We start from the raw sequence: 26,711 nt of genomic DNA, 5'->3' as shown, positions 1-26,711 counted from the left end.
TTGACAATAGCTCGCCGAAATTCTCAGAATAGGTTAACATAAGTTTACACATAAAATGAAAATGTCTAAAAGCGCCCCATATCGGTTATCTGAGGAGGAATGCCGGTGAATAACAAAAAGTGGAGAAATGCCGGACTGTATGCCCTGCTGGCGATCGTTGTCATTGCTTTGGCAACGGCCTTTTTGGATCAGCCCCAGCAAAATAGGGAGACTTGGCGATATAGCAAGTTCATCCAGGAAGTGGAAAATCAAGGTGTGGCGAATGTGAGCATTAGCACCGATCGCACCAAAGCCCTGGTGACTGCTAAAGATGGCAGCAAAGTCCTGGTGAACCTGCCCAACGATCCGGCACTGATTGATACCTTAACCAACAATAAGGTCAATATTGAAGTATTACCTCAGAGTGATGATGGCTTCTGGGTAAAAGCTCTCAGTAGCCTATTTTTCCCCATTATTCTTTTGGTGGGTTTATTTTTCTTGCTGCGTCGAGCTCAAGCAGGTCCTGGTTCTCAAGCGATGAACTTTGGCAAATCCAAAGCCAGAGTACAAATGGAACCCCAAACTCAGGTAACATTTAGCGATGTTGCGGGGATTGAACAAGCCAAGCTGGAACTGAATGAAGTGGTGGATTTCTTGAAGAATGCCGATCGCTTCACCGCTGTGGGAGCCAAAATTCCTAAAGGGGTTCTACTCGTAGGCCCGCCGGGAACGGGTAAAACCCTTTTGGCGAAAGCCGTTGCGGGAGAAGCCGGAGTGCCTTTCTTCAGTATTTCCGGTTCTGAGTTCGTGGAAATGTTTGTCGGGGTTGGCGCTTCTCGCGTCCGGGACTTATTTGAACAAGCCAAGTCCAGTGCCCCTTGTATTGTATTTATTGATGAAATTGATGCCGTGGGTCGTCAGCGCGGTGCTGGTTTAGGTGGCGGCAATGATGAACGCGAACAAACTTTAAACCAGTTGCTCACTGAGATGGACGGGTTTGAAGGCAATACGGGGATTATTATTATTGCGGCGACGAACCGCCCGGATGTGTTGGATGCGGCGTTGATGCGTCCCGGTCGTTTTGACCGCCAGGTGGTGGTCGATCGCCCCGACTATACAGGTCGTCTGGAAGTGCTCAAAGTTCACGCCCGAGGCAAGAGTTTGTCCAAGGATGTGGATCTGGAGAAAATTGCTCGCCGGACTCCGGGTTTCACTGGTGCAGATTTGTCTAACCTGTTGAATGAATCGGCAATTTTGGCAGCGCGGCGCAATCTCACGGAAATTTCTATGGATGAAGTGAATGATGCGATCGACCGCGTGCTCGCAGGTCCTGAGAAGAAAGACCGGGTGATGAGTGAAAAGCGGAAGGCTTTGGTGGCTTATCACGAAGCCGGTCATGCTCTGGTCGGTGCCCTGATGCCTGATTATGACCCGGTGCAGAAAATTAGCATTATTCCTCGCGGTCGGGCCGGTGGTTTGACCTGGTTCACTCCCAGCGAAGAACGGATGGATTCTGGGTTGTATAGCCGCTCTTATCTGCAAAATCAGATGGCGGTTGCCCTGGGTGGTCGCATTGCTGAAGAAGTTGTTTTTGGTGATGAAGAAGTGACCACAGGCGCTTCCAGCGATTTGCAACAGGTGGCTCGCGTGGCTCGGCAAATGGTGACTCGCTTTGGTATGAGCGATCGCCTCGGTCCGGTGGCCTTGGGTCGTCAACAAGGGAATGTGTTCCTAGGTCGCGATATCATGGCGGAACGGGATTTCTCGGAAGAAACTGCCGCTGCCATTGATGATGAAGTCCGCAACTTAGTTGAGCAAGCTTACCGTCGCGCTAAAGATGTGCTGGTGAGTAATCGCTCGGTTCTGGATCAATTGGCCAAGATGCTGATTGAAAAAGAAACCGTGGATGCGGAAGAGTTGCAAGAACTGTTGATCGAAAGTGATGTCAAGATGGCGGCGATCGCCTAATTGATCCAGTCATAATTGGTTATTGGTTATTAAACAAGAAAGCAAAATAACTGCTCGATACGCCCAACCCCCCTTTTGAAGGGGGGTTTTTATAATTTTGCTTTATTATCTATTGGTTATTAGTTATTGATTATTAGTTTGTTGTTGGTTGTCATAACATAAATAACGAGTAACCAATAACTAATCAATTAAAAAAACCTGAAAAAAACTTGTTTGTAACAAAATGTAAAGCTTTGAGAATCTTCACAAGTTTTTCACAATCCCTGATTATCGTAATAATTAATAAAAGTCCACACCCGATAAATAGGCTGTTTAAAACCTGGTTTAAAAATCGCTGACCAGCATTTTAGTATTTAACTTGAAATGCTTTATTTAATAAGAAAAGCGCTGGTCAGCTTATAAAAACTCACTTATGCTGAACTGGAGGTCATTTCTGAGCGTCAAACCCTGTTAATAACCGTACTCAAATTTACCATTTTGATTTAGCCCGACTTGCACCAATTTTTCCTAACCACTACTTCTATCAATTTTAAACCTGATTTATTTTTCCATACCCTCTTTCAAAATCACTGGCCAAAACTCGGTTACACCGATCACATAAATAAAGGCCAGCATTAAAAAAACCCAGACCCACCCGGTCTGGGTTAATTATTTTATCCGGTGACTAGCATTTGTAGGGTGGGCAAGGTGTTGCCCACCCTACAGCTAACCGATTAAAGATTTAATAGTTTCTGGATGATATGTTTGGCTTGTCCGGCATAGCCACCACCAAACAGGTTGAAGTGATTCAGGATGTGGTAGAGATTGTAAAGAATTTTACGATGCTCGTAACCCGGTTCTAAAGGCCATGTAGCTTGATAGCCCTGGTAAAACGCGGGAGGAAACCCGCCAAAAAGTTCGGTCATGGCTAGATCCACTTCGCGATCGCCATAATAGGTAGCGGGATCAAAAATCACCGGTTCCCCACTGGGAGTCACCGAAGCATTTCCCCCCCATAAGTCCCCGTGAACTAAAGAAGGCTGAGGTTGATGACCGGCTAAAATTTCCGGAATTTTGGCGAGTAACTCGTCGGCTTCGGGAAAATAACCGCCTCGACGTTGGGCTAACTGAAGCTGATAACGGATCCGCTGTTCTACCCAAAACTCTGCCCAATCATCAGTCCAAGCATTCATCTGTGGTGTAGAACCAATGGTATTACTTCGCTCCCAGCCAAATTTATCCGCCACCCCAGTACGGTGCATTTCTGCTAATTTTCGCCCCATGTCTTGCCAGACGCCGGTGGTACTGGATCCTCCCAGGTCGAGCCATTCCAAGACAATATAAGCGTGATTTTCTACAGTGCCGGTACAAATGGGTTTGGGAACGCGAATGGTTTGGGTTTTCCAGATTTGCTCTAGCCCCAGGGCTTCTGCGGCAAACATTTCCACCAAGGAGGCTCTGTTCAGCTTCACGAAATAGTGATGCTCCTGAGAGTCTAAGCGATAACCTTGATTGATACAGCCACCGCCGATAGAACGGTGCCGATCCAGTTTGAAGGTTTCCCCTGTGACTTCGGCAATGTGCGAGGCAATTTTATCCCACATGATATCCCATCAGATAAATATTAGACAAATATCAGACAGCTTTGATTGACGTTTTAGATTGTTAATCTAACAATTGTGCTATCTAGCCCCAATCCAGAGAAAGTAGTCTAAGCGCTAAAGCGATAGCCAAGCTTCACTCACTCTGGTCTGGTTAGTAGGACTGTAAAATTAGGACTCTAAAATTTCGATTAATTTATCGCCCATTTCTCGACAGCCGACCAGTTTCATCCCCTGGGACATAATATCGCCGGTCCGATAGCCCGCATCAAGGACTTTGATCACTGCTTGCTCAATTTTATCTGCCGCTGCCGGTTGGTCTAAGCCATAGCGCAGCATCATCGCGGCGCTGAGAACCTGTGCCAAGGGGTTGGCTTTATCCTGTCCGGCAATGTCTGGGGCAGAACCGTGGACGGGTTCAAATAAGCCGGGGCCAGATGCGCCTAAACTGGCAGAGGGTAACATCCCAATGCTGCCGGTGAGCATGGCAGCGGCGTCGGAGAGAATATCCCCAAATAAGTTGCCGGTGACGATGGTGTCAAACTGTTTGGGCGATCGCACTAACTGCATCGCTGCATTATCTACATATAAATGTGAAAGCTCCACATCGGCATATTCCTGACTGAGGGCGGTGATGCCATCGCGCCAGAGTTGGGACACTTCCAGCACATTGGCTTTGTCCACAGAGCATAGCTTGCGACCCCGTTTGCGAGCGGTTTCAAAGGCTACTCGGCCAATGCGTGAAATCTCAGATTCCGTATAAGCCATTGTATTGACGCCGCGTTTTTCCCCGGTTTCGGTAGTAAAAATCCCTTTGGGTTGACCAAAATAAATTCCCCCCGTGAGTTCTCGCACCACCATAATATCTACACCGCTGACGATTTCCGGCTTGAGACTGGAGGCATCGACCAGTTGGGGTAGAATGGTCGCCGGTCGCAGATTGGCAAATAACCCCAATCCCGCACGAATGGCTAAGAGTCCGGTTTCCGGGCGTTGATGTCGCGGCAAGTTATCCCATTTGTAGCCACCAATGGCCGCTAAGAGTACCCCGTCACTTTCTCGGCTGATGTCTAAGGTTTCCTGGGGTAAGGGTTCCCCAGTGGCATCAATGGCAGCGCCCCCTAATAAGGCTTCTTTGAATTGAAAGGTGAGGTCGAATTGGTGACTAATCACTTTGAGCACATCTTGGGCGATCGCCATAATTTCTGGGCCGATGCCATCCCCGGGTAATAGGGTAATCCGGTATTTTTTAGTCATATAGATTTAAAATTTTTGGCGCGTTTAGCGTTGATTTTGTTTATGGCAACAATTTGCCAATCATTCATCATACAGGGGAAAGGGATTATATAGTTATTTGTTATTTGTCCGAAAGTCATTGGTTAATAGTCATTTGTCAATAGTCATTGGTCAATAGTCCTATCTCTATGCTCTTTTCAACACGACCAACAACCCCCCCAACCCGATGGCGGTCAAACGCCATCGGGCAACAAATAACAAATAATAAATAATAAATAATAAATAATAAATAATAAATCACAAATAACAAATAACAAGTAATATTAGCGAATATAACCAAAAATGGTTATAAATAAACGGTTTGCAGCTAGATTTATGAATTTTTGACAGATGACGGCTTTACTCACACAAATTCAAGAGAGTCTATTAGAGCTATTGGGTCAAACGATTACAGCAATTCCGGGGGTTGGCATCGCTCTGGCAGTATTATTCTGTACCCGCGTGGTGGCAAAGTTAGTCAAACGGGGAGCGGATCAATTAACCCAGCGAGCAATTAAAAGCCCTTCTCTACGGATGTTGACGATTCAAACGGCGTATGTAGCTACTTTGTCCGCAGGGGTTCTCGCTGCTTGTGTGATTGCTTTCCCGGATTTACGGTTGGGAGATATTATCGGCTTTTTAGGGTTGGGTTCTGTGGCGATCGGTTTTGCCTTTCAGGACATCTTTAAAAACTTTTTAGCCGGTATCTTGTTACTGTTACAAGAACCTTTTCAAATCGGCGATCAGATTTTAGTGGGAAAGTTTGAGGGAACTGTAGAAGAAATTTCGATTCGGTCTACCCAAATTCGCACTTATAAAGGAGAAAGGGTGGTCGTCCCCAATGCGATGGTGTTTACATCTCCGGTAGAAGTTAGAACCGCTTTTGCACAAAGACGCACGGATTTAGAAATTGGTTTAGATTACAATACGCCTTTGGCGGAAGCAAGAGAAGTTTTGCTCGAGGCAACCCAAGAAGTAGAGGGTGTGCTTTCACAACCGGCAGTGGAAGTAGATGTGGTGGGATTTGGCAGTAGTTCGATTAATTTGATGGTGCGTTATTGGACTTTTCCAGAAATTGCTCAGGTTCGTCGGACGAAAAGTCTCGTAATTATGGCTTTGAAAGCATTGTGCGATCGCGCTAATTACAATATTCCCTATCCTATTCGCACTTTGTATCACTTCGATCGGGAAAAATATAACGATTGTTATCCCATTGGGGCAAATGCGACTGATGGCGATCGCCCTCTTTAGTCTCCGGTGCGATCCTGGGCCAAAAGAATTTCTGCTAAAAAAATCAAAGAAACAGCTATATTTACTGATGCTAATTTTGCGAAAATTATGCAAATATCATTATTTTATTTAATTTTTTAGGGGCGATCTTAATATCGTAATAATTATGGAGTTTGAGGTTTGATCAATTTAATATTTTTATGGAAAAAGAAAAATATTCTGTAAACGAGTCAAGAGATTATCCGGCAATCAATTGGGAAAACTCTGTCTCTCTCAGAGAGGGGAAAAATAACCTTTGACAATACAAATTGCTCAAAATGTTATATATTAGATTGGTTCATATTTTGCGTTCGCGTAGCGGTGCGGTGTACTATCGCGTAGCGGTGCGGTGTACTTTCCCCGAAAACAGAGAAATACCATGAACCCAGAACCAAAGCAGCGAAATATCCGCCCCAGGGCGATCCAGTATAATCCCCTAGACTGGAGTAATTACCGTCAGCGAGTGCAGGAATTTTGCGATCGCCTGAATTCTGTTTCTGACTGCGAGCAGTTGCTGCTCCTCTCAGAGGATTTTATCAGAAATGAGAGCAAATACTATGCTTTAATTAGCGAAAAACAGTTTAAGAATTTTCAGCTAAGTTTAGCGGATTTGTCTAGTCTATTTCCCAAAAATCACACCGACCCAAATCGGTTAAAAATTTTGATGAAAATTCTCCTAGAACAGCAATTAGAAACCTGTTGGTATGATGAGTTTCCCCGCTATGTGAATGCTGAAGATATCAAAAATGATGTCAAACTATACGATCTGACCACATCCCCTTCTGCTTATCCAATCAAGTTTTCTTTTATTGTGCTGCGAGAAAACGGAATTCACCGGATTATTAGTCAGATCGAACGTCGGATTCGAGGGTGGCTGAATCATCCAGCGGGGGGAACAGTGGGGATGAAAACGATCCAATCTAAGCTAGAAATGATTGTATTATTAAATGAAATATGCGATCGCGTCGGCAAAGTTTACGGAAAAGAAGTTTCTCTCCAAATTAATAGTATAATTAGAACCATTGAACATCAAAAACATCTGGCGCATTTGGGGTATTGGGCGCCGCCAAACAGTAGCCATAGTACCGGCTATGCGGCGGATATCGAACGCCGCTGGTATTACGACAATAATCGGCCATTATTTACAATAATTGCACAAATTTTGCAGGATTATGAAAGTCGCTTGATTTTGAATGTCATTGACGAAGATCGAGTTTGGCATATTTGTCTAAATCCTGAGTGGATCGAGTTTTATCAAAAATTAATCAAAAGTTAATTCTGGAAAATTATCAAACTTGCTTATCTTATGTGTGGAATTGCGGTTATTTTTGGAGAAAACGCCGAGTGCCAACAGTCAGAACTGTTGCAGATGATTGCGAGAATGGAGTCTCGCGGCGAGGTGACAGAAACATTTATTCATCCCCAGGTGGTGACAGGAACTAGACGACTGAAAATTGTCGATCGCGAAGCTTCCCAACAGCCAATTTTTAACCCTAATCGGGATAAGCTAGTGGTGTTTAATGGGGAAATTTTCAATTTTGCCGAATTGCGTTCGCAGCTTGCGGAAAAGTACCCACTTAAAACTCATGGGGATACGGAAACTATTTTATATGCTTTTGAAGAATACGGGGAAAAGTGCGTTGATTTGTTTGAAGGTCAATTTGCCTTTGTCATCGTTGATTTAAAAGAAAATAAATTATTTTTTGCCCGCGACCCATTAGGAATTATCCCCCTCTATTTTGTCCGTGATTCCCAGTTTTTGTATATTGCCTCTACCATTAAAGCCTTAACTCATTTAAACCAACCTATCGAGGTTTTATCCCCCGGTTGCTATCAGTGGAGTGATCTCCCCCCTGTCCAGTATTTTCAACCACAAATTTCTAGTCAAACCGCTACCCTTGAGGAATTTTTACCCCAACTGAAAACAACTTTAGTCGGTGCAATTCAAAGACGCACTGAAACCGATCTACCCATTGGGGTAATTTATAGTGGGGGTTTAGACAGTTCAATTGTTTTAAGTCAAGCAATTAAATATCACCCCCAGGTGACGGCTTTTACTATTGGTTGTGAAGGCAGTGAAGACTTTGCCATTTCCCAGCGGTTTTGTCGCGATCGCGGCATTAAACAGGTGGTGATTTCTCTGCAACCGGAAGATTTCCGTCGCCACGATATTAAAGCCGCCATTCAAGAGTCTGAGTTAACGGAATATGGAGATATTATTAATGCGGCGATTAGTCTCAAATTGTTTGCCAAAATCCACGAAGCAGGGATTAAAGTGGTTTTGGGGGGAGATGGCAGTGATGAACTTTTTGGCGGTTATGAAATGTACGGTTTGGAAATGACGGACAGCAACCGACAAAATTTATTTTTTTATAAATTAATGAATCTGCACCGGACTGAATTGCAACGGGTAGATCGATGTAGTATGGCTTTTGGGGTAGAAACGAGAGTGCCGTTTTTAGCAAAACCCGTACTCGATCTGGCGTTAGCGACTCCCCAAACTTGGAAAATTAATGACGGTTTTGAAAAGTGGTGTTTGCGGCAAGCTTTTCAAGATGAACTGCCAGACTATATTATTAAACGTCACAAAAATCCCCTGTCTCACTCTAGCGGACTGCACGAATGGATTAGACGGTATAAATGGTGTTTTCGCCATGACTACGATCGCGAACAGTATCGATTACATGATTCGCTGAAAAAAGACTTTTCAGCGATTTTAAGAGAAAATAAATATTCGGTTGATCTGGCGCTTATGGCCACTAAATATTCCCAGGACTATAGCCGTTTTGACTTGCTGCTAGAAGGAATCAAAGCGTCAGTGAGAACGGCAATTTTTCAATGGCGATCGCGCTGACAAAAGGGAAGAGGCAACAGGGTGTAGGGTGTAGCCCTTCGGCAGGCTCAGGGTAAGAGGTGTAGGGTGTAGGGAAGAGTGAAGAGTGAAGAGTGAATAGTGATATTTTTTTTGTACGGGCGTCCTTGCGAAGCATAATCCGTCAGGCTATATGGCCATTCGCCTCTACGACTTTTCAATGCATCACTTTTCACTTCTCTCCCCCCTGCACCCCCGCACCCCCGCTCCGAAAGCTCCCCCGTTTGCTTATATTGCTTGTACCATGCGACCAGAAATTACTTCCCAAGTACCTGGGGTAATACTTCGGGCTACATCACGACATTTAACCAGCAAATAACAGGCGTAAAAATAATCAGTCAGGGCTTGTTTTTCCCCTGGGGTTAAGTCTAACAGTTGTGGATCGAGTTGAAAACTATTTAACCAAGTTTCCCAGAGCACTTGGCGAAATTGACAATGAACTTCAGAAGAGTCATTGTTTCCAGGAATACTCGTTTGTAGGGCATTTAATCCCTCCAGCAGGGGAGAAATATCGCCAAATACTGAGAAGGTTTGTAATTGTTGGGCGACAATTCCTAGAAAGGCTAAATCTCTGGCTCGATCTAAAGATATTTCCCCTTGATTGGTCAAGACTTCATCGAAACTTAAGGAAAGATAACGCGCTCGATCTTGGGCGAGTTTTCGAGCCAGATTGCGGGTTAAATTTCTGGATAATTTGTCAATATCTAAAGGATGAGATAAGGCAAAGGTAAGATTTTGCCGGAAATCATTGGTTAGTCCACGAGTGTTATGAATAATGTCCGTCAGATTCACCCCTAAGCTATTAGAGAGTTTTAAGCTGTTAATTAAGAGGAGATCGTTGTTGAGGGTTAAATTTAATTCATTAATTAGCGGGTTTTCCTGCTGAAAAGTTTGCTGGAGGGCAAATACTGTAAATAGGGCTGCGGTTTTTTTAGCCGCAGGCAGGATGGTTTCTGAGTTGGTGTCACTGCTCCTCGTGGTGGCTTGCTCTGCCCACCGTAAGAGCGATCGCAGTTTGTTGGCATCGTTTTTGCTTTCCGAGTTGCCACCGTTTTGCTCATCCCGAACCGACGCCAGATATTCTTGGGCGCTGGCTTCAATTAACAATAGCAATTTATCCGCATTCGGAGTTTTCAAACCAGAGAAAAACAATAATACCTCTTGCCACCTCCAGACCGTTAGAGATTCTTTGACGATGTTGGCAATTAACCGATGTTCTATAATATATGCTGCGGCAAAAAACTCCTGAACCGTGGCATGAGAAAATGCCAATAAATCCCTACTAATCGCCGTTAAAATTCCTGTATTTATGGCGATTTCCTTCAAAATATCCTCTGAAGCTTCCTTAGTTGCTGACTCGCTAATTTGCCCCGGCATTTGACTGATTAAATCTGTCCGCAAAAAACAAAATCGTTCGGCAACTAACCCTTGATAGGCAATTTGGGATAGCCAAGATTTGAGCAAATGTTGATTCAGGTTGAGGGCTGTTTTCTCTAGGACAATTTCTAAAGCTTGCTCATACAGTAAAATTCTATTTCCTGGGATTATCTGATCTTGATGATAGACAAAACATAACAAATTTAAGCACAACGGCACTTGAGCTAATATTTTTGCGCTTTCATATTCTGGTTGTTGCAATGCTTGTAAAAACGATTTGGCTAAAAATGTGGCTTTTGAGGTAGCTTCTGAGGTAGCTTCTGATATATTAACCGGAGAATTACCGGGAGAATTACCCGGAGAATTACCGGGAGAATTACCGGGAGAATTACCCGGAGAATTACCGGGAGAATTACCGGGAGAATTACCCGGAGAATTACCCGGAGAATTACCGGGAGAATTACCCGGAGAATATAGATTGTTTTCCTGGTTTACTGCCACCGTAAACCAATGATGAATCAATTGGGCAATTTGCTGAGAAGAAAAATGGCTCAAAGCTACGGGCATAAACTTTTGCCACGGGTTAGGATGACCAATGCGATCGCTAACAATAAAATAGTTGTTGGGGTATTGTTCAATAAACCGTTCGATTTGGGCGATCGTTTTTGGGCGTTGTTCGCTGTCTAACTCATTCACCCCATCCAGCAAAATTAATAATCTTCCTTGTTCTAAGGCTTTTTTCGTCAGTTTTTCCGCCAGAGGAAACTCCGCACCGCGAAACAGATCCAGCAAACATTTTTCTAGATTCAGTTCTTGAAGTTTCAGGGTTTTACAAGAAATCAAAACTGGAAAATAAGTCCGAGGCAAAAATTTACCCAGCTTTTTGCCTTGAAGAGTATCCAGGCCAATTTTCCGCAACAAAGTAGACTTACCCGAACCCGCTACCCCAAACAGGACTAAATATTGATGTTCATTCACCATATCAATGGCTAATTCTTGGCGATGAATTTGATCCATCCAAGGCTCATAAGCTTTATTCAGTGATGAACTAGGGAGGTAACTTTCTGCCCTGGGGTTTTCTAGAGAATTCAGTAATTCTGGCTGAGGCGACAGCCAACAATACATCTCTGTATAAATATCATTCAATGGCACGGAAGAATCAATGCCAAAGAGATTGACTTGGCCGTATTTTTCCCAATATTGATGGGCATAAAGCGTCGCTGCCGTGGCGATCGCTTTTTCGGTTTTTTTGTCCAGACGTTTCTCAAAAATACCTAAAAATTTACCTTCCCCCTGATTCAGGGTTTCCAAGGTAATCTGACTAATATTTTTGGCCGCCTGAGAAATCAAGGTTTCAAGTCCAGTCATGGTGAAGTAGGGTTGCTGAAGGATGAGTCACTGTGGTTAACGGATGCAGATGTTCAGATTGTAGCAAGACTTTTCTGGCTGCAAGGCGATCGCTGCGCCCATTTGTCATCAATTCATCGCCAAAATTGCCCAAATTTTGGCGGATCTGAGGGGATACACCGGATGTAATCCCATAATTCTCAGCATTTACTTGATTAACTTGCTTTCTTTCTTTCTTTCTTTCTTTCGCCTACCTCTCGGTAAACCAGCCCGGAGAATAACTTTGAACCTTGATCCGGGCGAGTTTTTCCTGGGGAAGGGGTTTGCCGAAACCCAACAGAACGATCGCCGAATCCGCAAAAAATCTTAATTGCCGACTCAGGAATGAATTTATGTAAAAATTTTGAACTAGAATCATACAAACTTCTGTCCACTTTTGTGAAAAAAACAAGGTTTTTTGCTCTGATGTCCAATTTGATGAAGCGATGGCGCATCCGCGCCGCTTCGCGAACGGCCAAAGATTTGCCCAACAGATCGCCAAAACGCTATTTATCCCCCTCGGTCTTTTGGAGTATTCGCCAAGGGTTTCCCCAATGGCTGAAAATTATTTTAGCCATCACCGCTTTAGCGGTTCCATTATTTTTATGGGCGATTCTCACTTATAGTGGCTTAGTTGCCCCGATATTACTGCCTACCCCAACCGCAGTATTCACTGCGGGCATAGAAATGTTTTTTCAAGAAAACCTTTGGGTGGATATTGTCGCCAGTTTTGGCCGAGTTTTAGGGGGATTTGGAGCCGCAGCCATTGTCGGAATTCCTATTGGCATTGCTATGGGAACTTTTTACAGCATGGAAAGCCTATTGAGTCCGATTGTCGGGACGGTTCGTTATATGCCAGTGGCGGCATTTATTCCTCTAGTTATCTTATGGTTTGGCTTGGGAGAAATGGCCAAAGTGGTGATTATTTTTTTGGGCATTGTTTTTTACAATGCTATAATGATTGCCGATGCAGTCAAGTTTATTCCCAATGAATTATTGAACGCGGCTTATACTCTAGGGGCTAATCGCAAAGATATTTTATTTAAAGTGATATTACCCGCCTCATTTCCCAGTATTCTCGATACTTTGCGGGTGAATGTGGCCGGAGCTTGGAATTTTTTAGTTATTTCCGAATTAATTGCCGCCGATAAAGGATTGGGATTTAGAATTGTTAAAGCCCAGCGATATGTTCAAACCGATAAAGTTTTAGTGACTATTATCGTTATTGGCTTGATTGGCTTATTCTTAGATTATGGCTTTAAATTAATCGCCGAAAAATTAACTCCTTGGGCTGAACATAGATAGCCGCACTTAAAATAACCAGAAGCGGCTCAGAATTTTTTCATCAGGATTTAAGCAAACCAACCATGTATGCATCTCACCATTCTCTATCGCGGGCAGTTAAATAGCTGTAATTATGGCTGTGAATACTGTCCTTTTGCCAAACAATCCGCCAATGTTGAGCAATTAGCGGAAGATAAAAAAGTCTTAGAACGCTTTACCCATTGGATTGCTACCCAAACTGGCAAGGCATTTTCGATTTTTTTTACCCCCTGGGGAGAAGCATTGATTTATGATTGGTATCAAGAAGCTTTAACCGACTTGAGTCATAAGCCAAATGTGCAGAAAGTGGCAATTCAGACGAATTTATCCGGTGATTTAGGTTGGGTGAAATCAGCCAATCCTGAAACTTTGGCATTTTGGGCAACTTTTCACCCCGAATGGGTTTCTAGAGCCGATTTTTTGAGCCAATGTCGGATATTAGATGATTTTAAATTTAGGTTCAGTGTGGGAGTGGTTGGTTTTGTTAAATTTAAGGCAGAAATTGCGGCATTGCGGCAGGAACTTCCGCCACATATTTATCTGTGGATTAATGCGGTGAAGCGGGAGTTAACCACACTTGCTCTCGCAGACCGGCAATTTTTTGAGCAAATCGATCCGCTGTATTATTTGAATACTGAATATTATCCCTCATTGGGTTATTCTTGTCGAGCCGGAAGTTCGGTGATTTCTGTGGATGGGGATGGCACGATGCGCCGTTGTCATTTTATTAAAGAACCAATTGGTAATCTTTACGATCGCAATTTTGCCCAGGGGTTATTTGATCGTCCTTGTTCTAATGCCACTTGCCACTGTCATATTGGTTATGTTCACTTAGAATATTTACACCTCGATCGCGTGTTTGGAGACAGCATTCTGGAACGCATTCCCCAAAAGCAATTCTTGGATTGATACGCGATCGATTTTCGGTTTGATTCATTTAAGGCAATTGATTGGCTTCAGGGCATTTTCTCAAGTTATGCGGTTATTGAGTGCGGTTATTGAGTGCGGTTATTTGGTGCGGTTATTTGGTGCGGTGAAATTCAATCAGCGATCGCGATTATTTCCTCGTGAAATCACTGGATCGTGAAATCATTAGCTGGTGAAATCATTGATGAGATTTGATTTTCCCAAATCCTCGGTACGGATAAACCACACAATAGGTGACAATCAAGAACAACCCAGGTGACAATCTAAGACCGAAAATCCCAGGGATCTATCGGTAAAGATTTGCCAGAACAAAAGCACGAATCATCAAGAGGTAAGCTAAAGTAGAGATACGCCATCGTCCATGGCTGAAAAGCGTTTACTAGAAACCCGGGTTTGGGAAACTGCCAAAGGTGCAATCCACCAGCAGTTATTTCTAGGTTGAAGTCAGGGAGATTTAGGCCCGAGGTAGGTGATTTTATGCTAGTTCACTCATTGCGTCTCCTGCTGGTTGATAAGCAAGAAGAGTCTTTTTCACGGATTAAGCAGTTCCTCAGTGAAATTGAGCTATTCACCAGTTCACTAGACTGGCAAACCAGCGCTAGTGGCGCGATCGCCTCGATCGCCGCCCGACCTTATGATGCCTATTTGGTGGATGGGAAATTTGCGATCGCCAATGGTCATCAATTGTTCACAACGGTATTTACCCCCCAAAGCACTGCCCCAGTCTTATGGCTGGTTGAGAGTCTGGAGGATGGCATTGCGGCGTTAAAAGCTGGCGCGGCAGACTATTTGATTCGCCGTCAGTTAAGCGCTGGTTTACTGGAACATTCTTTGCGGTTAACGGTGGAAATGGCGCGGTCTAAAGCACAACTGAGTGCTTATCACACTTGCTATCAAACAGACCTGCAAAAATACCCTCAATGTTCGATCGTCAATTTCCCCCAACTGATTGTGACTAATTTTCCCGATCCGGTTTTTATTACGGATCTTGAAGGAAACTTTCAGTTTGTTTCTCCTTGTCCTGAACCGATTTTTGGCTATTCTTGCTCTGAAATTCAGGGGTTCGGGAATATTGCTCGACTTTTGAGTCCCGGACTTTTTGACCTCCAGGATCTACAAAACCAACGAGAAATTCCCCATATTGAAACCAAAATTATTGATAAATTTAATCAACTTCATCGTTTGTTAGTCACGGTTAAGTTAATTTTTGTTCCGGGAGAAGTGGCTACCGTGGCCAGCATTCTTTATATCTGCCATGAAATAAATCTACCCCAAGAGGAACCGGGCGATTTCAACGGATCTAATCAATTATTGCCCCGAAACTCTGGAGAAGAATTGACTCCAGAAATTCAACAAATCCGAGATTTAGAAGAAGCATTGCAGCAAAGTGAAGAGCGGTTTCGCATTACCTTTGAACAGGTGGGGGTTGGTCTATGTCATTTATCAACCACGGGACAATGGTTGCGAGTGAATGACAAATTTTGCCAGATTGTTGGCTATTCGCGATCGGAACTTTTAGGTAAAACTTGGCCGGAGATTACTCAACCAGAGGATATTGAGTTAGAAAATAAGTTTTTGACTCAATTATTAGCAGGTAAAATGAATCACTGCTGTTTTGAAAAGCGGTTTATCTGTAAAGATTGCCGGGTGGTTTGGGTACAGATTACGACTACGGTATTACGGGACGGGCTGGGAGAGGCCGAATATTTGATTCAAGTGGTCGAAGATATTACCGAACGCCAAGAAAATCAACTTCAAATTCAAAAATTAGCCGAGCGATTATTCACAGTCATTGATGCGGTGGGAGAAGGGATTACCCTGAGCGACGCCTTTGGTAATTTTATAATTTTTAATCATAAAATGGAAGAAATCACGGGTTATAGTCCGTTGGAAGCGAATAATAGCCATGATTTTTTATCGTTAATTTATACGGAAAAAGAAGAAGAGTATAAAGCCAGAGAACATTTGTCGGAGTTATTGCAAAAAGGGCAAACCTATAATATTGAAACGACGATTCGGGCTAAAGATGGCTGCCGGAAAACTTTACTGGTTTCCAGTAATTTATTGCAACTGGGGGAGGAGCCTTGTTTTTTAAGTGCGTATCGAGATATTACCGAACGCCAAGCGGATCAAAAAGAACTCGCCAAACAAAAAGCCAATCTCGCGGAAGCCCAAAAAATTGCTCATTTGGGCAATTGGGAATTGGATGTGCAAACTTACAAACTTACTTGGTCAGAAGAGACATTTAGAATTTTTGGTTTTGATGCCCAACAAGCAGAACCCCCGTATGAAAGAATTTTGGCCTTAATTCATCCCGACGATCTCGAACAGTGGCAAGCGACCCAACGGCAGGCGATCGCCTATCAAAAATCTTATGAAGTGGAATTACGCATTTTTCGACCGGATGGTTGTTTGCGGCATTTAGTTAGCAAAGGCAATCCCATTGTTAATTCCCAGGGTCAGGTGACGAAGATATTCGCCACCATGTTTGATATTACCGAACGGCAACGCATGGAGGAAGAACTGCGTCAAAGCAAACTGTTTATTGAAGCGATCGCTGATGCTTCTCCAGCTATTTTATATGTTTACGATCTGCGAACCGGGCGGAATATTTATGTGAATCACCAAATTTATCAAATATTGGGATATAAACCGGAGTATATTCAACAAAAAGGGTTTAATTTTTTATGGGAAACCATTCACCCGGACGACCAAAAATATCTCCAGGAATATTCTCACATATTCCCACATCTCCAACCGGGGGAAGTTTATGATATAGAATATCGCCAAGAACATATCAATGGTTCTTGGCATTGGTTCCGTTGTCGGTCGGTGGTATTTACTCGCGATGCGGACGGGAACCCGCAACAAATTATCGGCACCGCGATTGAGATTAGCGAAGAAAAGCGCATTCAAATGCAGTTGAAAGAAAGTGAAACTCGCTTAAATACGATTATCAACAGTATTTCTGATGGGATTTTAATTGTCGATCGCCACGGCATCATCCGGTTTGCCAATCCGGCAGCCACGAAAATATTTGGTCGCCCCCTTTCACAGCTAAAAAATCAAGATTTAGGATGGCCAATGGTGGTGGGCAATACCGCCGAATTGGGGATTATTTTACCCAATGGAGAAGTGAGTTTTGGGGAAATGACCGTTGCCGAAACGGAATGGGAAGGGGAATCGGTTTATGTGGTTTGTGTGCGGGATATCCATCAACGACGCAAAGCCGAAAAAGCCTTACGAGAAAGTGAAGAAAGATTTCGGCAATTAACGGAAAATATTGCAGTCTTGTTTTGGTTGATCGATGCTCAGACCCAGGAAATTCTTTATGTCAGTCCAGCTTATGAAAAAATCTCGGGACGGAGTTGCCAATCTTTATATGCGGATCCGAATAGTTGGATTGCCGCGATCGTCCCAGAGGATCGAGAAATGATTTTCACGCATCTGCCTAAACAGCGAGCGGGAGAATTGACCCAGATAGAATATCGGATTATGCGACCCGATGGGCAAATCCGGTGGATTGAAGCTCGGACTTTTCCGATTATCAATGAAGAAGGGGTGATCGTGCGGATTGCAGGAATTGCTGAGGATATTAGCGAGGGCAAATGGCAACAGCAGCAATTAGAAAAATACCGCCATCGGCTGGTAGAACTGGTGAAAGAACGCACCAGTCAACTGAAAACCGAAGTCAGCCAACGTCAGCAAGCGGAATCAGAAATTTATTTTCAAGCCCGTTTATTAGATGTGGTAAATCATGCGATTATTGCCACGGATTTATCCGGGGTGATTATTTATTGGAACCGATATGCGGAAATTCTCTATGGTTGGTCTGCCCAAGAAGCATTAGGCCGCAATATTACAGACACCCTCGCCATATGGGAAAATCGCCAACAAGGTTTAGAGATGTTAAACCAACTCCGGCAAGGGAAAAATTGGACTGGGGAATTCCTGGTGCGCCATAAGAATGGCAAGATATTTCCGGTGATGGTCAACAATGCTCCTTTTAGAAATAAAGCGGGTGAACTGGTTGGGACTGTGGGGGTTTCTTATGATATTTCTCAGCAAAAGCAGGCAGAAGAGGCGCTAAAAAAAGCCAATGCTTCCCTAGGGATTGCCGTGGAAGAACGCACGAAAGATTTAGCTGGGGCAATCCAACGGTTGCAAGAAGAAATTATCCAGCGCCAAGAGGCAGAAATTGCCTTGCGGGATAGTGAACAAAGGTTTCGGGGAATGTTTGAACAAAGTGCTGTGGGCATGGTGTTGGCCGATCGCACGGGAAAATGGCTGCGAGTGAATCAAAAATTTTGTGAATTTTTAGGCTATTCGGAGTCAGAGTTATTACACATGACATGGGCAGACATTACCTACTCAGAGGATATGCTCAAATCCACCGATCTGGTTAGGCAGTTATTTAAAGGTGAGATTGATAGCTTTACCCTGGAAAAGCGATATTTGTGTAAAAATGGTGATATTAAATGGGGTCATTTAAGCTTTTCTTATGTGCGATCGCCCGGAGGAGATCCGATTTATTGTTTAGGGGTGATTGAGGATATTTCCGAACGCAAGCAAGCGGAAACTCAGTTGCGCGATCGCCTCCACTTAGAAATGGCTTTAGCCGAAGTTTCTCGCGAGTTAGCCAATCAACAAGTAACCAATTTGTATCGGGTGCTGCAACTGCTGGGGATGGCGGTACAAGCCAACCTTGCTTATTTAATTGTCTTTGAGTTAGAAAGTAACCTGCTCAAGGAAGTCTATGATTGGTCTGATTTCGAGCGTCCGGAAAATCTTGATAAGTTCTTCAAAATCAATCGAGCATTATTACCCTGGTGGACCGAACAACTAAACCGGAAGCAAAACCTGGTGATTTCCCAGATCAAAAATTTGCCCCCTGAAGCCGAACTGGAGAAAAATATTCTTCAAGATTTGCGGGTTGGCTCGATGATTACCGTACCAATTCACAGCCCAGGGGGACAACTTTGGGCAGAAATTGGCTTTATTACCTTGGAAGATAACTTAAAAAATTGGTCTGAGCAAGACGCTCAGTTATTAAGAATAGTGGGCGAAATGCTTTCTAGTTATTGGACTAACCAGCGCGATCGCGAAAGATTGCGGAACTCAGAAGAACTCTATGCTGGCATCTTCCAACATTCCGCCGAAAGTATCTTTTTGTTAAAGCTGACTGATGATAATCGCTTTATTTATGAAACGATCAACCCTAGCTATGAAAAAAATTTTAAAGTTAAAAAAGAAGAAGTTTTTGGCAAGTATTTAGACGAAGTTTTACCCATAAATCTGGCCAAAAACTTCCATAAAAAATTTCACAACTATCTTAAAAAATCGGAAGCTATCAGCTATGAAGAAGTCGTAGATTTCCCCGAAAAAACGAAAATATTACGCACGATTCTTTTGCCGATCAAGGATGAATCGGGCAAAATCATCAAACTACAAGGCAGTTCTAGGGATATTACTGAAGAAAAACAATTTCAAACGGAATTAGAACAAGCGAAACTGGCTGCCGAATCCGCCAACCGAGCCAAGAGTGAATTTTTGGCGAACATGAGCCATGAACTGCGAACGCCACTGAATGCCATTCTCGGATTTACCCAAATCATGCGACGGGATCTTAACCTGTTAGAAACCCACCGAGAACAATTATCGATTATTCATCGATCGGGAGAACATTTACTCTCATTAATTAATGATATTTTAGACTTGTCCAAAATTGAACTAGGTCGAATTTACCTGGAATTCCATAACTTTGACTTTTATCTGATGTTGGCAAGTCTCAAAGAAATGCTACAAGTTAAGGCGGATGCTAAAAATTTAGCCTTTCAGATTGAATGTTCTTCGGAAGTTCCTCAATATCTAGAAACCGATGATAAAAAATTACGCTCAACCTTAATTAACCTGGTTGGTAATGCCATTAAATTTACTGAATATGGCAGTGTTGTCTTACGAGTCAGTTTGGCAGACTATGGTTATTTTCCCCCAGCGGATGTCAGTAGCTTCCGCCTCAACCAGAAAAAGTTAAAACTGCATTTTGAAATTGAAGATACAGGCCCGGGGATTGCCTTTGAAGAAATGGATACGTTGTTTCAACCTTTTATTCAAACCAAAACCGGGGAAAAATCAGCGGAAGGCACTGGCTTAGGTCTAGCCATCAGCCAAAGATTTGTGCGACTAATGGGCGGAGAAATTACCGTCACTTCTAAAGTCGATATGGGTTCGATTTTTAAATTTGACATTCTCTGTGCAGAAGGCACTCAAATTAAATTAATCCCCCCAGAAGTCTCTCAACGGGCGATCGCTCTAGCCCCCAATCAACCTACCTATCGAATTCTGGTGGTCGAAGATCAATGGACTAACCTAAAACTGCTTACCAATATCCTGGAACCTGTGGGGTTTGCCGTCTGTGAAGCCCAAAATGGTTTGGAAGGCTTGGAGGTCTGGCAGCGTTGGCAACCGCACTTAATTTTTATGGATCTGAGAATGCCCGTCATGGATGGTTATCAAGCCACCCAACAAATTAGAATCCAAGAACAACAGCGCCGCAAAAAAAAATTCACCTTTAAAGGCAAAATTTTTGCTGGCCATAACTTGATGCGCTCATCATCAGTTAACGCCCAAGACCCGGTGGATCATACGGTGATTATTGCCTTAACTGCCAGTGCCTTTGAATCTAATCGCTCGGTGGTCTTAGACGTAGGCTGTGATGATTTTATTCCTAAGCCTTTTGAGGAAAATGTCCTCCTAGAAAAAATTGCACATCACTTGGGGGTACAGTATCTTTATGAAAGAACCGCTTATGGAGAATTTTTGCCTGATCGCTTTCCGCCACAAACCCAGGATCAACTGATTACCTCAGAAAGCTTAAGTGTGATGCCGAATGAATGGATTCTTGAACTCCGTTCCTCCGCCCTCGCTGCCCGAGAACAACGGATTTATAAATTGATTTCACAAATCCCGGAAGCCGATAAATGGCTGGCTGTGGGTCTAACTAATTTAGTAAAAAATCTTCTCTTCGATCAGATAGTTGACTTAACCCAACCCTATTATGAATAAGTTGAAATCATTGAATTATAATGGTGATATTTTGATTGTAGACGATCATGTAGAAAATCTACAAATATTGTTTTCCATGTTGACGGATTATGGCTATGAAGTCCGACGAGTCCTCAACGGGATTCAAGCTTTGAACGTGGTTAAATCTGAGCCTCCGGATCTGATTTTGTTAGATATTCTGATGCCGGAAATGGACGGCTATGAAGTATGCAGATATTTAAAAGCTGAAGCCAGTACCGCGAGTATTCCAGTGATTTTTTTGACCGCCTTAGATGATGAAGTGGATAAGTTAAAAGCCTTTGAAGTAGGGGGGATTGACTACATTACCAAACCCTTTCACATGAAGGAAGTCATGGCGCGGATTGAAAATCAATTAACTATCCAAAGGCAACGGCGGGCGATCGCCGAGCAAAACGAGCAACTCAAAGCCCAAAATATCCGCTTAGAGCAGTTAAATACTGAACTGATTAAATTAAACTCCAAACTAGAACAATCCAACCAAGACTTAGAACAATTTGCTTATATTGCCTCCCATGATTTGCGATCGCCATTGCAAACAATCATCGGCTTTGCCCAAATTTTAAACCAGAAATATCAGCAGTACCTAGACGAAAAAGGTAAGCATTATCTAGACAGGATTATTACCGGAGGCTATCGCATGAACAAATTGATTGGGGCGCTGTTAGAATATTCGCGGATCGGCTGCAAACATCTAGAATTTAAACCCGTAGATGGAAACAAAATGCTGGCTCAGGTATTAGAATCGTTGCAAGCCGAAATTGAAAGCAGCCACGCGGTGATAGTCCGAGATAACCTGCCTAACTTTATTGGCGATGAAGTGCAAATTGAACAACTTTTTCAAAACCTAATTAGTAATGGGATTAAGTATCGTAATCCCCAGGTAAAACCGCAAATTAAAATCACCGTTGAACCCAGAATAAATTTTGAATACTTAATTGGCATCCATGACAATGGCATAGGCATATGTGCTGAGGATTTTCAGCGGATATTCCAAGTGTTTCAACGTTTACATAACTCAGAGCAATATCCGGGGACCGGCATTGGGTTAGCGGTCTGTCAAAAAATTATTGATAACCACGGGGGACGGCTCTGGGTTGAATCCGAAGAAAATCAAGGAACTAGCTTTTATTTTACCCTGCGCGGTCAAGAAATTCTGGCCACCCCAACGGTGGAGCAAAAATAATTGTCAAATTAATCAAAAAATTACAAAAACAAATAAAAAAAAATAATAAAATTTTCGGTGACTGATTACTTGCATCAGTATGCTTTATAATATTCCCTGACTGACCCTTTGTTTGCCGATCAAACCCGATAGGTAGGGGAAATTGATTCATGGCTCCTACCAGATCCCTCGGTAATGGGTGATGAATAACTCCAGACAGTGATACCTAGTAATGGATAGTATGGATAGTAATGTGGTTAAATTTTTGCTCAAAGTCATGGTGGCTTCTGCCTTAATTTCCCTAGGAATTAAGTATATTGGGCCTTTATTACCTATTCCCCCCGTGAGCGCGATCGCCCTCGGAGCGGTTTTACTGCCCCCTTTGTGCCTCGGTGGGTTCTTAACTTGGCGAATTAAAAAATCCCAATTGCTTCAAAACGAATTATTGCCGTTGTCACCCACCAATAATCAGGAGCGATCGCTGTGAATTTAGGTCAATCCATTGGTTTATTAGTTTTTATCCTATCGTTTTACATTCTCTGGCAAATTCGGCAGATATTATTACTGGTCTTCGCTGCGGTAATTTTAGCCACAGCCTTAAACCGATTCGCCAGATTTTTACAACAGTGGAAAAATTTAAAGCGATCGTGGGCGGTCTTTTTATCCATTAGCTTCTTGGTGTTCATCTTCACCATTGTGGTACTGATCATTGTGCCACCTTTTGTGGTTGAATTCCAACAACTGACCAACAGATTTCCCCAAGGAATTAATAAAGGCATCCAAACCTTAAATGATTGGGTGAACCAGCTTGAATATCGGTTTTCTGGAGAACTCGGCCAACGAGTTCTCGATTTATTCAAAATCGAAGACATCATCAGACAAGTACAAAATCTGATCAATCAAATAGCTGAAGGACTTGGGGCATTTCTGGGCGGAACTGTGGGCTTTGTCGGCGGCACCGTAGGGGTCTTCCTCAGCTTTTTGCTGGTAATGATTTTATCCATTATGATCCTAGCAGAACCCCTCGCCTACCGCAGAGCATTTGTCCGCTTATTTCCCTCCTTTTATCGGCGACGAGTGGAGTATATTTTAGACCGCTGTGATGTGGCATTGGGGGGATGGTTGGTTGGGATATTGCTGAACATGACCGCAATTACCGTATTAAGCTGGATCGGTTTATCGATTTTGGGGGTACGGTTAGCCCTCGCTCACGCAGTCTTAGCCGGTTTACTCACCTTTATTCCCAATATTGGGCCTGGTCTGAGTGTTCTCCCACCAATGGTCATTGCTGTTTTAGATGACCCTTGGAAATCCCTCGCGGTTTTAATTCTTTATATTTTAATTCAACAAGCGGAGAGTAATTTTCTCACCCCATTTGTGATGGCTCAACAGGTTTCACTTCTGCCTGCTATCACCTTATTAGCTCAACTATTTTTTGCTACATTTTTTGGTTTTTTAGGTTTATTTTTGGCTTTGCCATTGACCGTAGTCGCTCAAGTTTGGGTGCAGGAAATTTTAATAAAAGATGTTTTAGATAAATGGGATAAAAAACTGGAGAATATTTCAGAAAATATGGCTAATTTAAATCAAATAAGTCAAATCTTAGATCCAGAACCAGCGATTTGCTTAGTTTCCGCCAATCCACCGCCAGAAATTTTAGAAACCTCAGAAAACACTGATATAACCCCAACAAATTCTCCTTCTGGAGCCGTGACGCCGCAGGAAAACCTAGAAAATGCGGTGGAAAATATACCGGCATCAGAGGATGTATCTGAGGCTTCGGAAAACTCTCCCCAGGCTTAATCTATTGTTTGAATAGGGTTAGAGACTTTTTCATCCATTCCTGAGAATTGATTAAAGATTTAAAATGCGAACTATTGCGGAAATTAACGAAAAAATTAAAGAAAAACGTGCAGTTGTTTTAACTGTAGAAGAATTAAAAGCCCGAGTCGCCGAAACTAGCGTGGCTCAGATGGCGAAAGAAGTTGATGTGGTGACAACGGGCACGTTTGAACCCATGGAATCATCGGGAGCCATTATTAACTTAGGTCATACAGATCCACCAATTAAAATCCGCCGTTGCTGGTTAGATGGCGTCTTAGCTTATTCTGGCTTTGGGGCGGTAGATTTGTATTTAGGTGCCACGGAAGTCAGCGAAGATGGCGACGAAAGCAGAGAAATTGGCGGCGGTCATGTGATTGCCAATCTGATTGCGGGCAAACCTGTCCATTTGCGGGCGATCGGTCAAGAAACCGACTGCTATCCCCGGGCTTCTTTTGAAACCACGATTTCCCGCGATACGATTAATCAGTTTTATCTCTACAATCCTCGAAATCTTTACCAAAATTTTATTGTGGGAGTCAATGGAGGCGATCGCCCCCTTTATACCTACCTCGGCCCCTTACAACCGCGCCTCGGTAACGCCGTTTACTCCAACATCGGCGCCCTATCTCCCCTACTCAACGACCCAGAACTCAAACTGATCGGCATTGGTAGCCGCATTTTCCTGGCAGGTGGCATTGGCTATGTCGCCTGGGAAGGCACCCAGCATTTTCCCCTGCAAAAGCGCCTCCCCAACCAGACCCCCATCGGCCCTGCAGCCACCCTAGCCCTCATTGGCGACGCCAAACAAATGAATCCCAAATGGGTGCGCGGCTGCTACTTCAAAAACTATGGCCCCTCGATCATGCTCGGAGTTGGCGTTGCCTTCCCCGTCCTCAACGAAGCCGTAGTTCAATGCTGTGCCGTCTCCGACAAAGAAATCGTCGCCCCCGTGGTAGACTTCTCCATCCCGCGCCGAGTTCGCCCCACCTTTGGTTTAGTCAGCTACGCTCAACTCAAGACCGGACGCCTAAAAATCGAAGGCAAACCCGTGCGGGTTGCCCCATTAGCCAGCATCTACCTATCTCGTCAAGTCGCCTTAGAACTCAAACAATGGATTGCTCAAGGGGAATTCACCCTCACCGAGCCCGTCGCCCCCCTGGACATGAATCGATCTTTTCTGCCCCAAAATCTTTGGGGTTCTCAAATGACTTTGGACTAACCATAACACTTAAGGTAAGCTTAAAGCGTTTCAGGCAAATCATGGAGAGGTAATCACCTCAACCGCTTGAAAATCAACCTGCCCAGCCCATAAACAACCAACATAAAACCATAAAACTATGCACAAATGCGGTTCTTTGCTCATAGGAACACTGCTGTTAGTTGCCACACTCACAGCCTGTGAATCATCGAATACCACCAGCAGCACCACAAATTCCTCTGGGGCAAATTCCACCTCAACAACCAGCACCGGAACAGGTAAAAGTCGCCTCGATATTGTCAAACAGCGAGGCCAACTCATTTGTGGCGTTGATGGCAAAATCCCCGGATTTAGCTTTGTCAATGAAAGTGGTGAATATTCCGGCTTAGATGTGGATATTTGTAAAGCAGTAGCCGCAGCAGTTTTGGGGGATCCCAATGCAGTTGAATATCGCAATTTAGACTCGACAGAAAGATTTGAAGCCTTAAAAGCAGGAGAAGTGGATATACTTTCTCGCAATACCACTTGGACAATTAGCCGTGATACCTCCGTTGGCTTAGAATTTGCCCCAACCACATTCTACGATGGACAGGGGATGATGGTTGGCAAAGATAGCGGGATTACTAAATTAGAAGATTTACAAGGAAAAGCCGTTTGTGTGGAAGCAGGAACCACATCAGAACTCAATTTAACTGATGCCCTGCGTCAACGGAATGTCCAGTCTGAAACTGTTACTTTCCAACAAGCTGACCCAGCTTATGCGGCTTATGCAGAAGGTCGTTGTCAAGGAATCACTTCTGACAGGTCTCAACTGGTTGCCCGTCGCAGCACTCTCCCCAATCCGGATGAACATATTCTCCTGGATATTACCATGTCCAAAGAGCCTCTAGGCCCGGTGACAGTAAATAATGATTCCGCTTGGTTTGATGTGGTCAAATGGACAACTTATGCCTTAATTGAAGCGGAAGAATTAGGGGTGACTCAAGCCAATATTGAGCAAATGAAAACCAATGCTAACCCCAATATTAAACGTTTATTAGGCACCGAAGGCGACCTGGGTAAAGGTCTAGGATTAAGTAATGATTTTGCCGCCAATGCAATTAAAGCCGTGGGAAATTATGGCGAAGTTTATGAAAGAAACCTGGGTCAAGGTTCCCAATTTAAACTGCCCCGTGGTCTGAATGCTCTGTGGACAACTCCCGGCGGTTTGATGTATTCTCCACCCTTCCGTTAATTGTAGTTAATTGTAGGTTGGACTCTGGGAACGAAACCCAACCTAGCAGAGAGGAGAGAGGAGAGAGGAGAGAGGAGAGAGGATTTTACTATGCAACTCTTTCCTTAACCCTACCTACGAATAGGGCTGATAAATATCGATAAGGGCGAAGCATAAGTGAATTTCTGGTAAAAATCCGCAAATTGTCGCACTTATGCTTTGCCCCTACATCCTGATTTACATAATTAAGATGCTCTCGTTAACGGTCTGCC

Annotated in this window: 17 protein-coding genes; 12 read left to right on the top strand and 5 right to left on the bottom strand. The window is 43.6% G+C overall.

The features are described from left to right. Nucleotides 1-99: 99 nt before the first annotated feature. Nucleotides 100-1,947 (top strand): ATP-dependent zinc metalloprotease FtsH3, encoded by a 1,848-nt coding sequence (ftsH3, locus tag ABWT76_RS18920; RefSeq protein ID WP_054466366.1) that lies wholly within the window; start codon nucleotides 100-102, stop codon nucleotides 1,945-1,947. A gap of 713 nt (nucleotides 1,948-2,660) precedes the next feature. Here ftsH3 and ABWT76_RS18915 read toward each other — a convergent pair. Further along, nucleotides 2,661-3,530: a fructosamine kinase family protein gene (locus ABWT76_RS18915; protein ID WP_054466367.1), complete on the bottom strand. Its 870-nt coding sequence runs from the start codon at nucleotides 3,528-3,530 to the stop codon at nucleotides 2,661-2,663. Nucleotides 3,531-3,698: 168 nt separating this feature from the next. Then, nucleotides 3,699-4,784 (bottom strand): 3-isopropylmalate dehydrogenase, encoded by a 1,086-nt coding sequence (gene leuB / locus ABWT76_RS18910; RefSeq protein WP_054466368.1) that lies wholly within the window; start codon nucleotides 4,782-4,784, stop codon nucleotides 3,699-3,701. Between the two features lie 369 nt (nucleotides 4,785-5,153). Between leuB and ABWT76_RS18905 the strand changes: the two genes are divergently transcribed. From ABWT76_RS18905 to ABWT76_RS18895, 3 genes are all read left to right on the top strand, one after another. After that, nucleotides 5,154-6,053, top strand: a complete 900-nt coding sequence (locus tag ABWT76_RS18905) for a mechanosensitive ion channel family protein (RefSeq protein WP_054466369.1) — start codon at nucleotides 5,154-5,156, stop codon at nucleotides 6,051-6,053. 397 nt (nucleotides 6,054-6,450) lie between these two features. Continuing rightward, a complete protein-coding gene (locus ABWT76_RS18900) occupies nucleotides 6,451-7,347 on the top strand; it encodes a hypothetical protein (RefSeq protein WP_054466370.1) in 897 nt (298 codons plus the stop codon). Nucleotides 7,348-7,452: 105 nt separating this feature from the next. After that, entirely contained in the window at nucleotides 7,453-8,925 is a 1,473-nt protein-coding gene (locus tag ABWT76_RS18895; protein ID WP_242049862.1) for an asparagine synthetase B, read from the top strand. Nucleotides 8,926-9,171: 246 nt separating this feature from the next. Here ABWT76_RS18895 and ABWT76_RS18890 read toward each other — a convergent pair whose 3' ends face one another. The 3 genes from ABWT76_RS18890 to ABWT76_RS18880 all read right to left on the bottom strand — a co-directional run bounded on the left by ABWT76_RS18890 (nucleotide 9,172) and on the right by ABWT76_RS18880 (nucleotide 12,085). Then, nucleotides 9,172-11,688: an NACHT domain-containing NTPase gene (locus ABWT76_RS18890; RefSeq protein ID WP_054466372.1), complete on the bottom strand. Its 2,517-nt coding sequence runs from the start codon at nucleotides 11,686-11,688 to the stop codon at nucleotides 9,172-9,174. After that, nucleotides 11,675-11,797 carry a hypothetical protein gene (locus ABWT76_RS18885; RefSeq protein ID WP_255353190.1) on the bottom strand — a complete coding sequence of 41 codons (123 nt, stop codon included), beginning with the start codon at nucleotides 11,795-11,797 and terminating at the stop codon, nucleotides 11,675-11,677. Before ABWT76_RS18885 ends, ABWT76_RS18890 begins: the two co-directional genes overlap by 14 nt. Before the next feature lie 120 nt (nucleotides 11,798-11,917). Next, nucleotides 11,918-12,085 carry a hypothetical protein gene (locus tag ABWT76_RS18880; RefSeq protein WP_156331715.1) on the bottom strand — a complete coding sequence of 56 codons (168 nt, stop codon included), beginning with the start codon at nucleotides 12,083-12,085 and terminating at the stop codon, nucleotides 11,918-11,920. A gap of 47 nt (nucleotides 12,086-12,132) precedes the next feature. Here ABWT76_RS18880 and ABWT76_RS18875 point away from each other — a divergent pair, with 47 nt between their 5' ends. The 8 genes from ABWT76_RS18875 (at nucleotide 12,133) to ABWT76_RS18840 (ending at nucleotide 26,460) form a co-directional block, all read left to right on the top strand. Beyond that, the gene (locus ABWT76_RS18875) at nucleotides 12,133-13,011 is read left to right on the top strand and encodes an ABC transporter permease (protein ID WP_231636766.1); all 879 of its coding nucleotides are present in this window, start codon (nucleotides 12,133-12,135) and stop codon (nucleotides 13,009-13,011) included. Nucleotides 13,012-13,077: 66 nt separating this feature from the next. After that, nucleotides 13,078-13,938 (top strand): STM4011 family radical SAM protein, encoded by an 861-nt coding sequence (locus tag ABWT76_RS18870; protein ID WP_054466373.1) that lies wholly within the window; start codon nucleotides 13,078-13,080, stop codon nucleotides 13,936-13,938. A 495-nt stretch (nucleotides 13,939-14,433) separates the two neighbouring features. After that, entirely contained in the window at nucleotides 14,434-21,021 is a 6,588-nt protein-coding gene (locus tag ABWT76_RS18865; RefSeq protein ID WP_354634789.1) for a PAS domain S-box protein, read from the top strand. Nucleotides 21,022-21,031: 10 nt separating this feature from the next. After that, nucleotides 21,032-22,225: a response regulator gene (locus ABWT76_RS18860; RefSeq protein WP_354634788.1), complete on the top strand. Its 1,194-nt coding sequence runs from the start codon at nucleotides 21,032-21,034 to the stop codon at nucleotides 22,223-22,225. A 211-nt stretch (nucleotides 22,226-22,436) separates the two neighbouring features. After that, nucleotides 22,437-22,691, top strand: a complete 255-nt coding sequence (locus tag ABWT76_RS18855; protein WP_156331716.1) for a hypothetical protein — start codon at nucleotides 22,437-22,439, stop codon at nucleotides 22,689-22,691. Next, entirely contained in the window at nucleotides 22,688-24,007 is a 1,320-nt protein-coding gene (locus ABWT76_RS18850; protein ID WP_354634787.1) for an AI-2E family transporter, read from the top strand. Before ABWT76_RS18855 ends, ABWT76_RS18850 begins: the two co-directional genes overlap by 4 nt. 64 nt (nucleotides 24,008-24,071) lie before the next feature. Then, nucleotides 24,072-25,247 carry a homocysteine biosynthesis protein gene (locus ABWT76_RS18845; RefSeq protein WP_354634786.1) on the top strand — a complete coding sequence of 392 codons (1,176 nt, stop codon included), beginning with the start codon at nucleotides 24,072-24,074 and terminating at the stop codon, nucleotides 25,245-25,247. Between the two features lie 118 nt (nucleotides 25,248-25,365). Continuing rightward, nucleotides 25,366-26,460, top strand: a complete 1,095-nt coding sequence (locus tag ABWT76_RS18840) for an amino acid ABC transporter substrate-binding protein (protein ID WP_354634785.1) — start codon at nucleotides 25,366-25,368, stop codon at nucleotides 26,458-26,460. Nucleotides 26,461-26,711: the final 251 nt, after the last annotated feature.

This window comes from Planktothricoides raciborskii GIHE-MW2 (assembly GCF_040564635.1).
In the GTDB taxonomy this organism is placed as follows: Bacteria; Cyanobacteriota; Cyanobacteriia; order Cyanobacteriales; family Laspinemataceae; genus Planktothricoides; species Planktothricoides raciborskii.
This window is presented reverse-complemented; position numbering and strand designations above follow the sequence as displayed.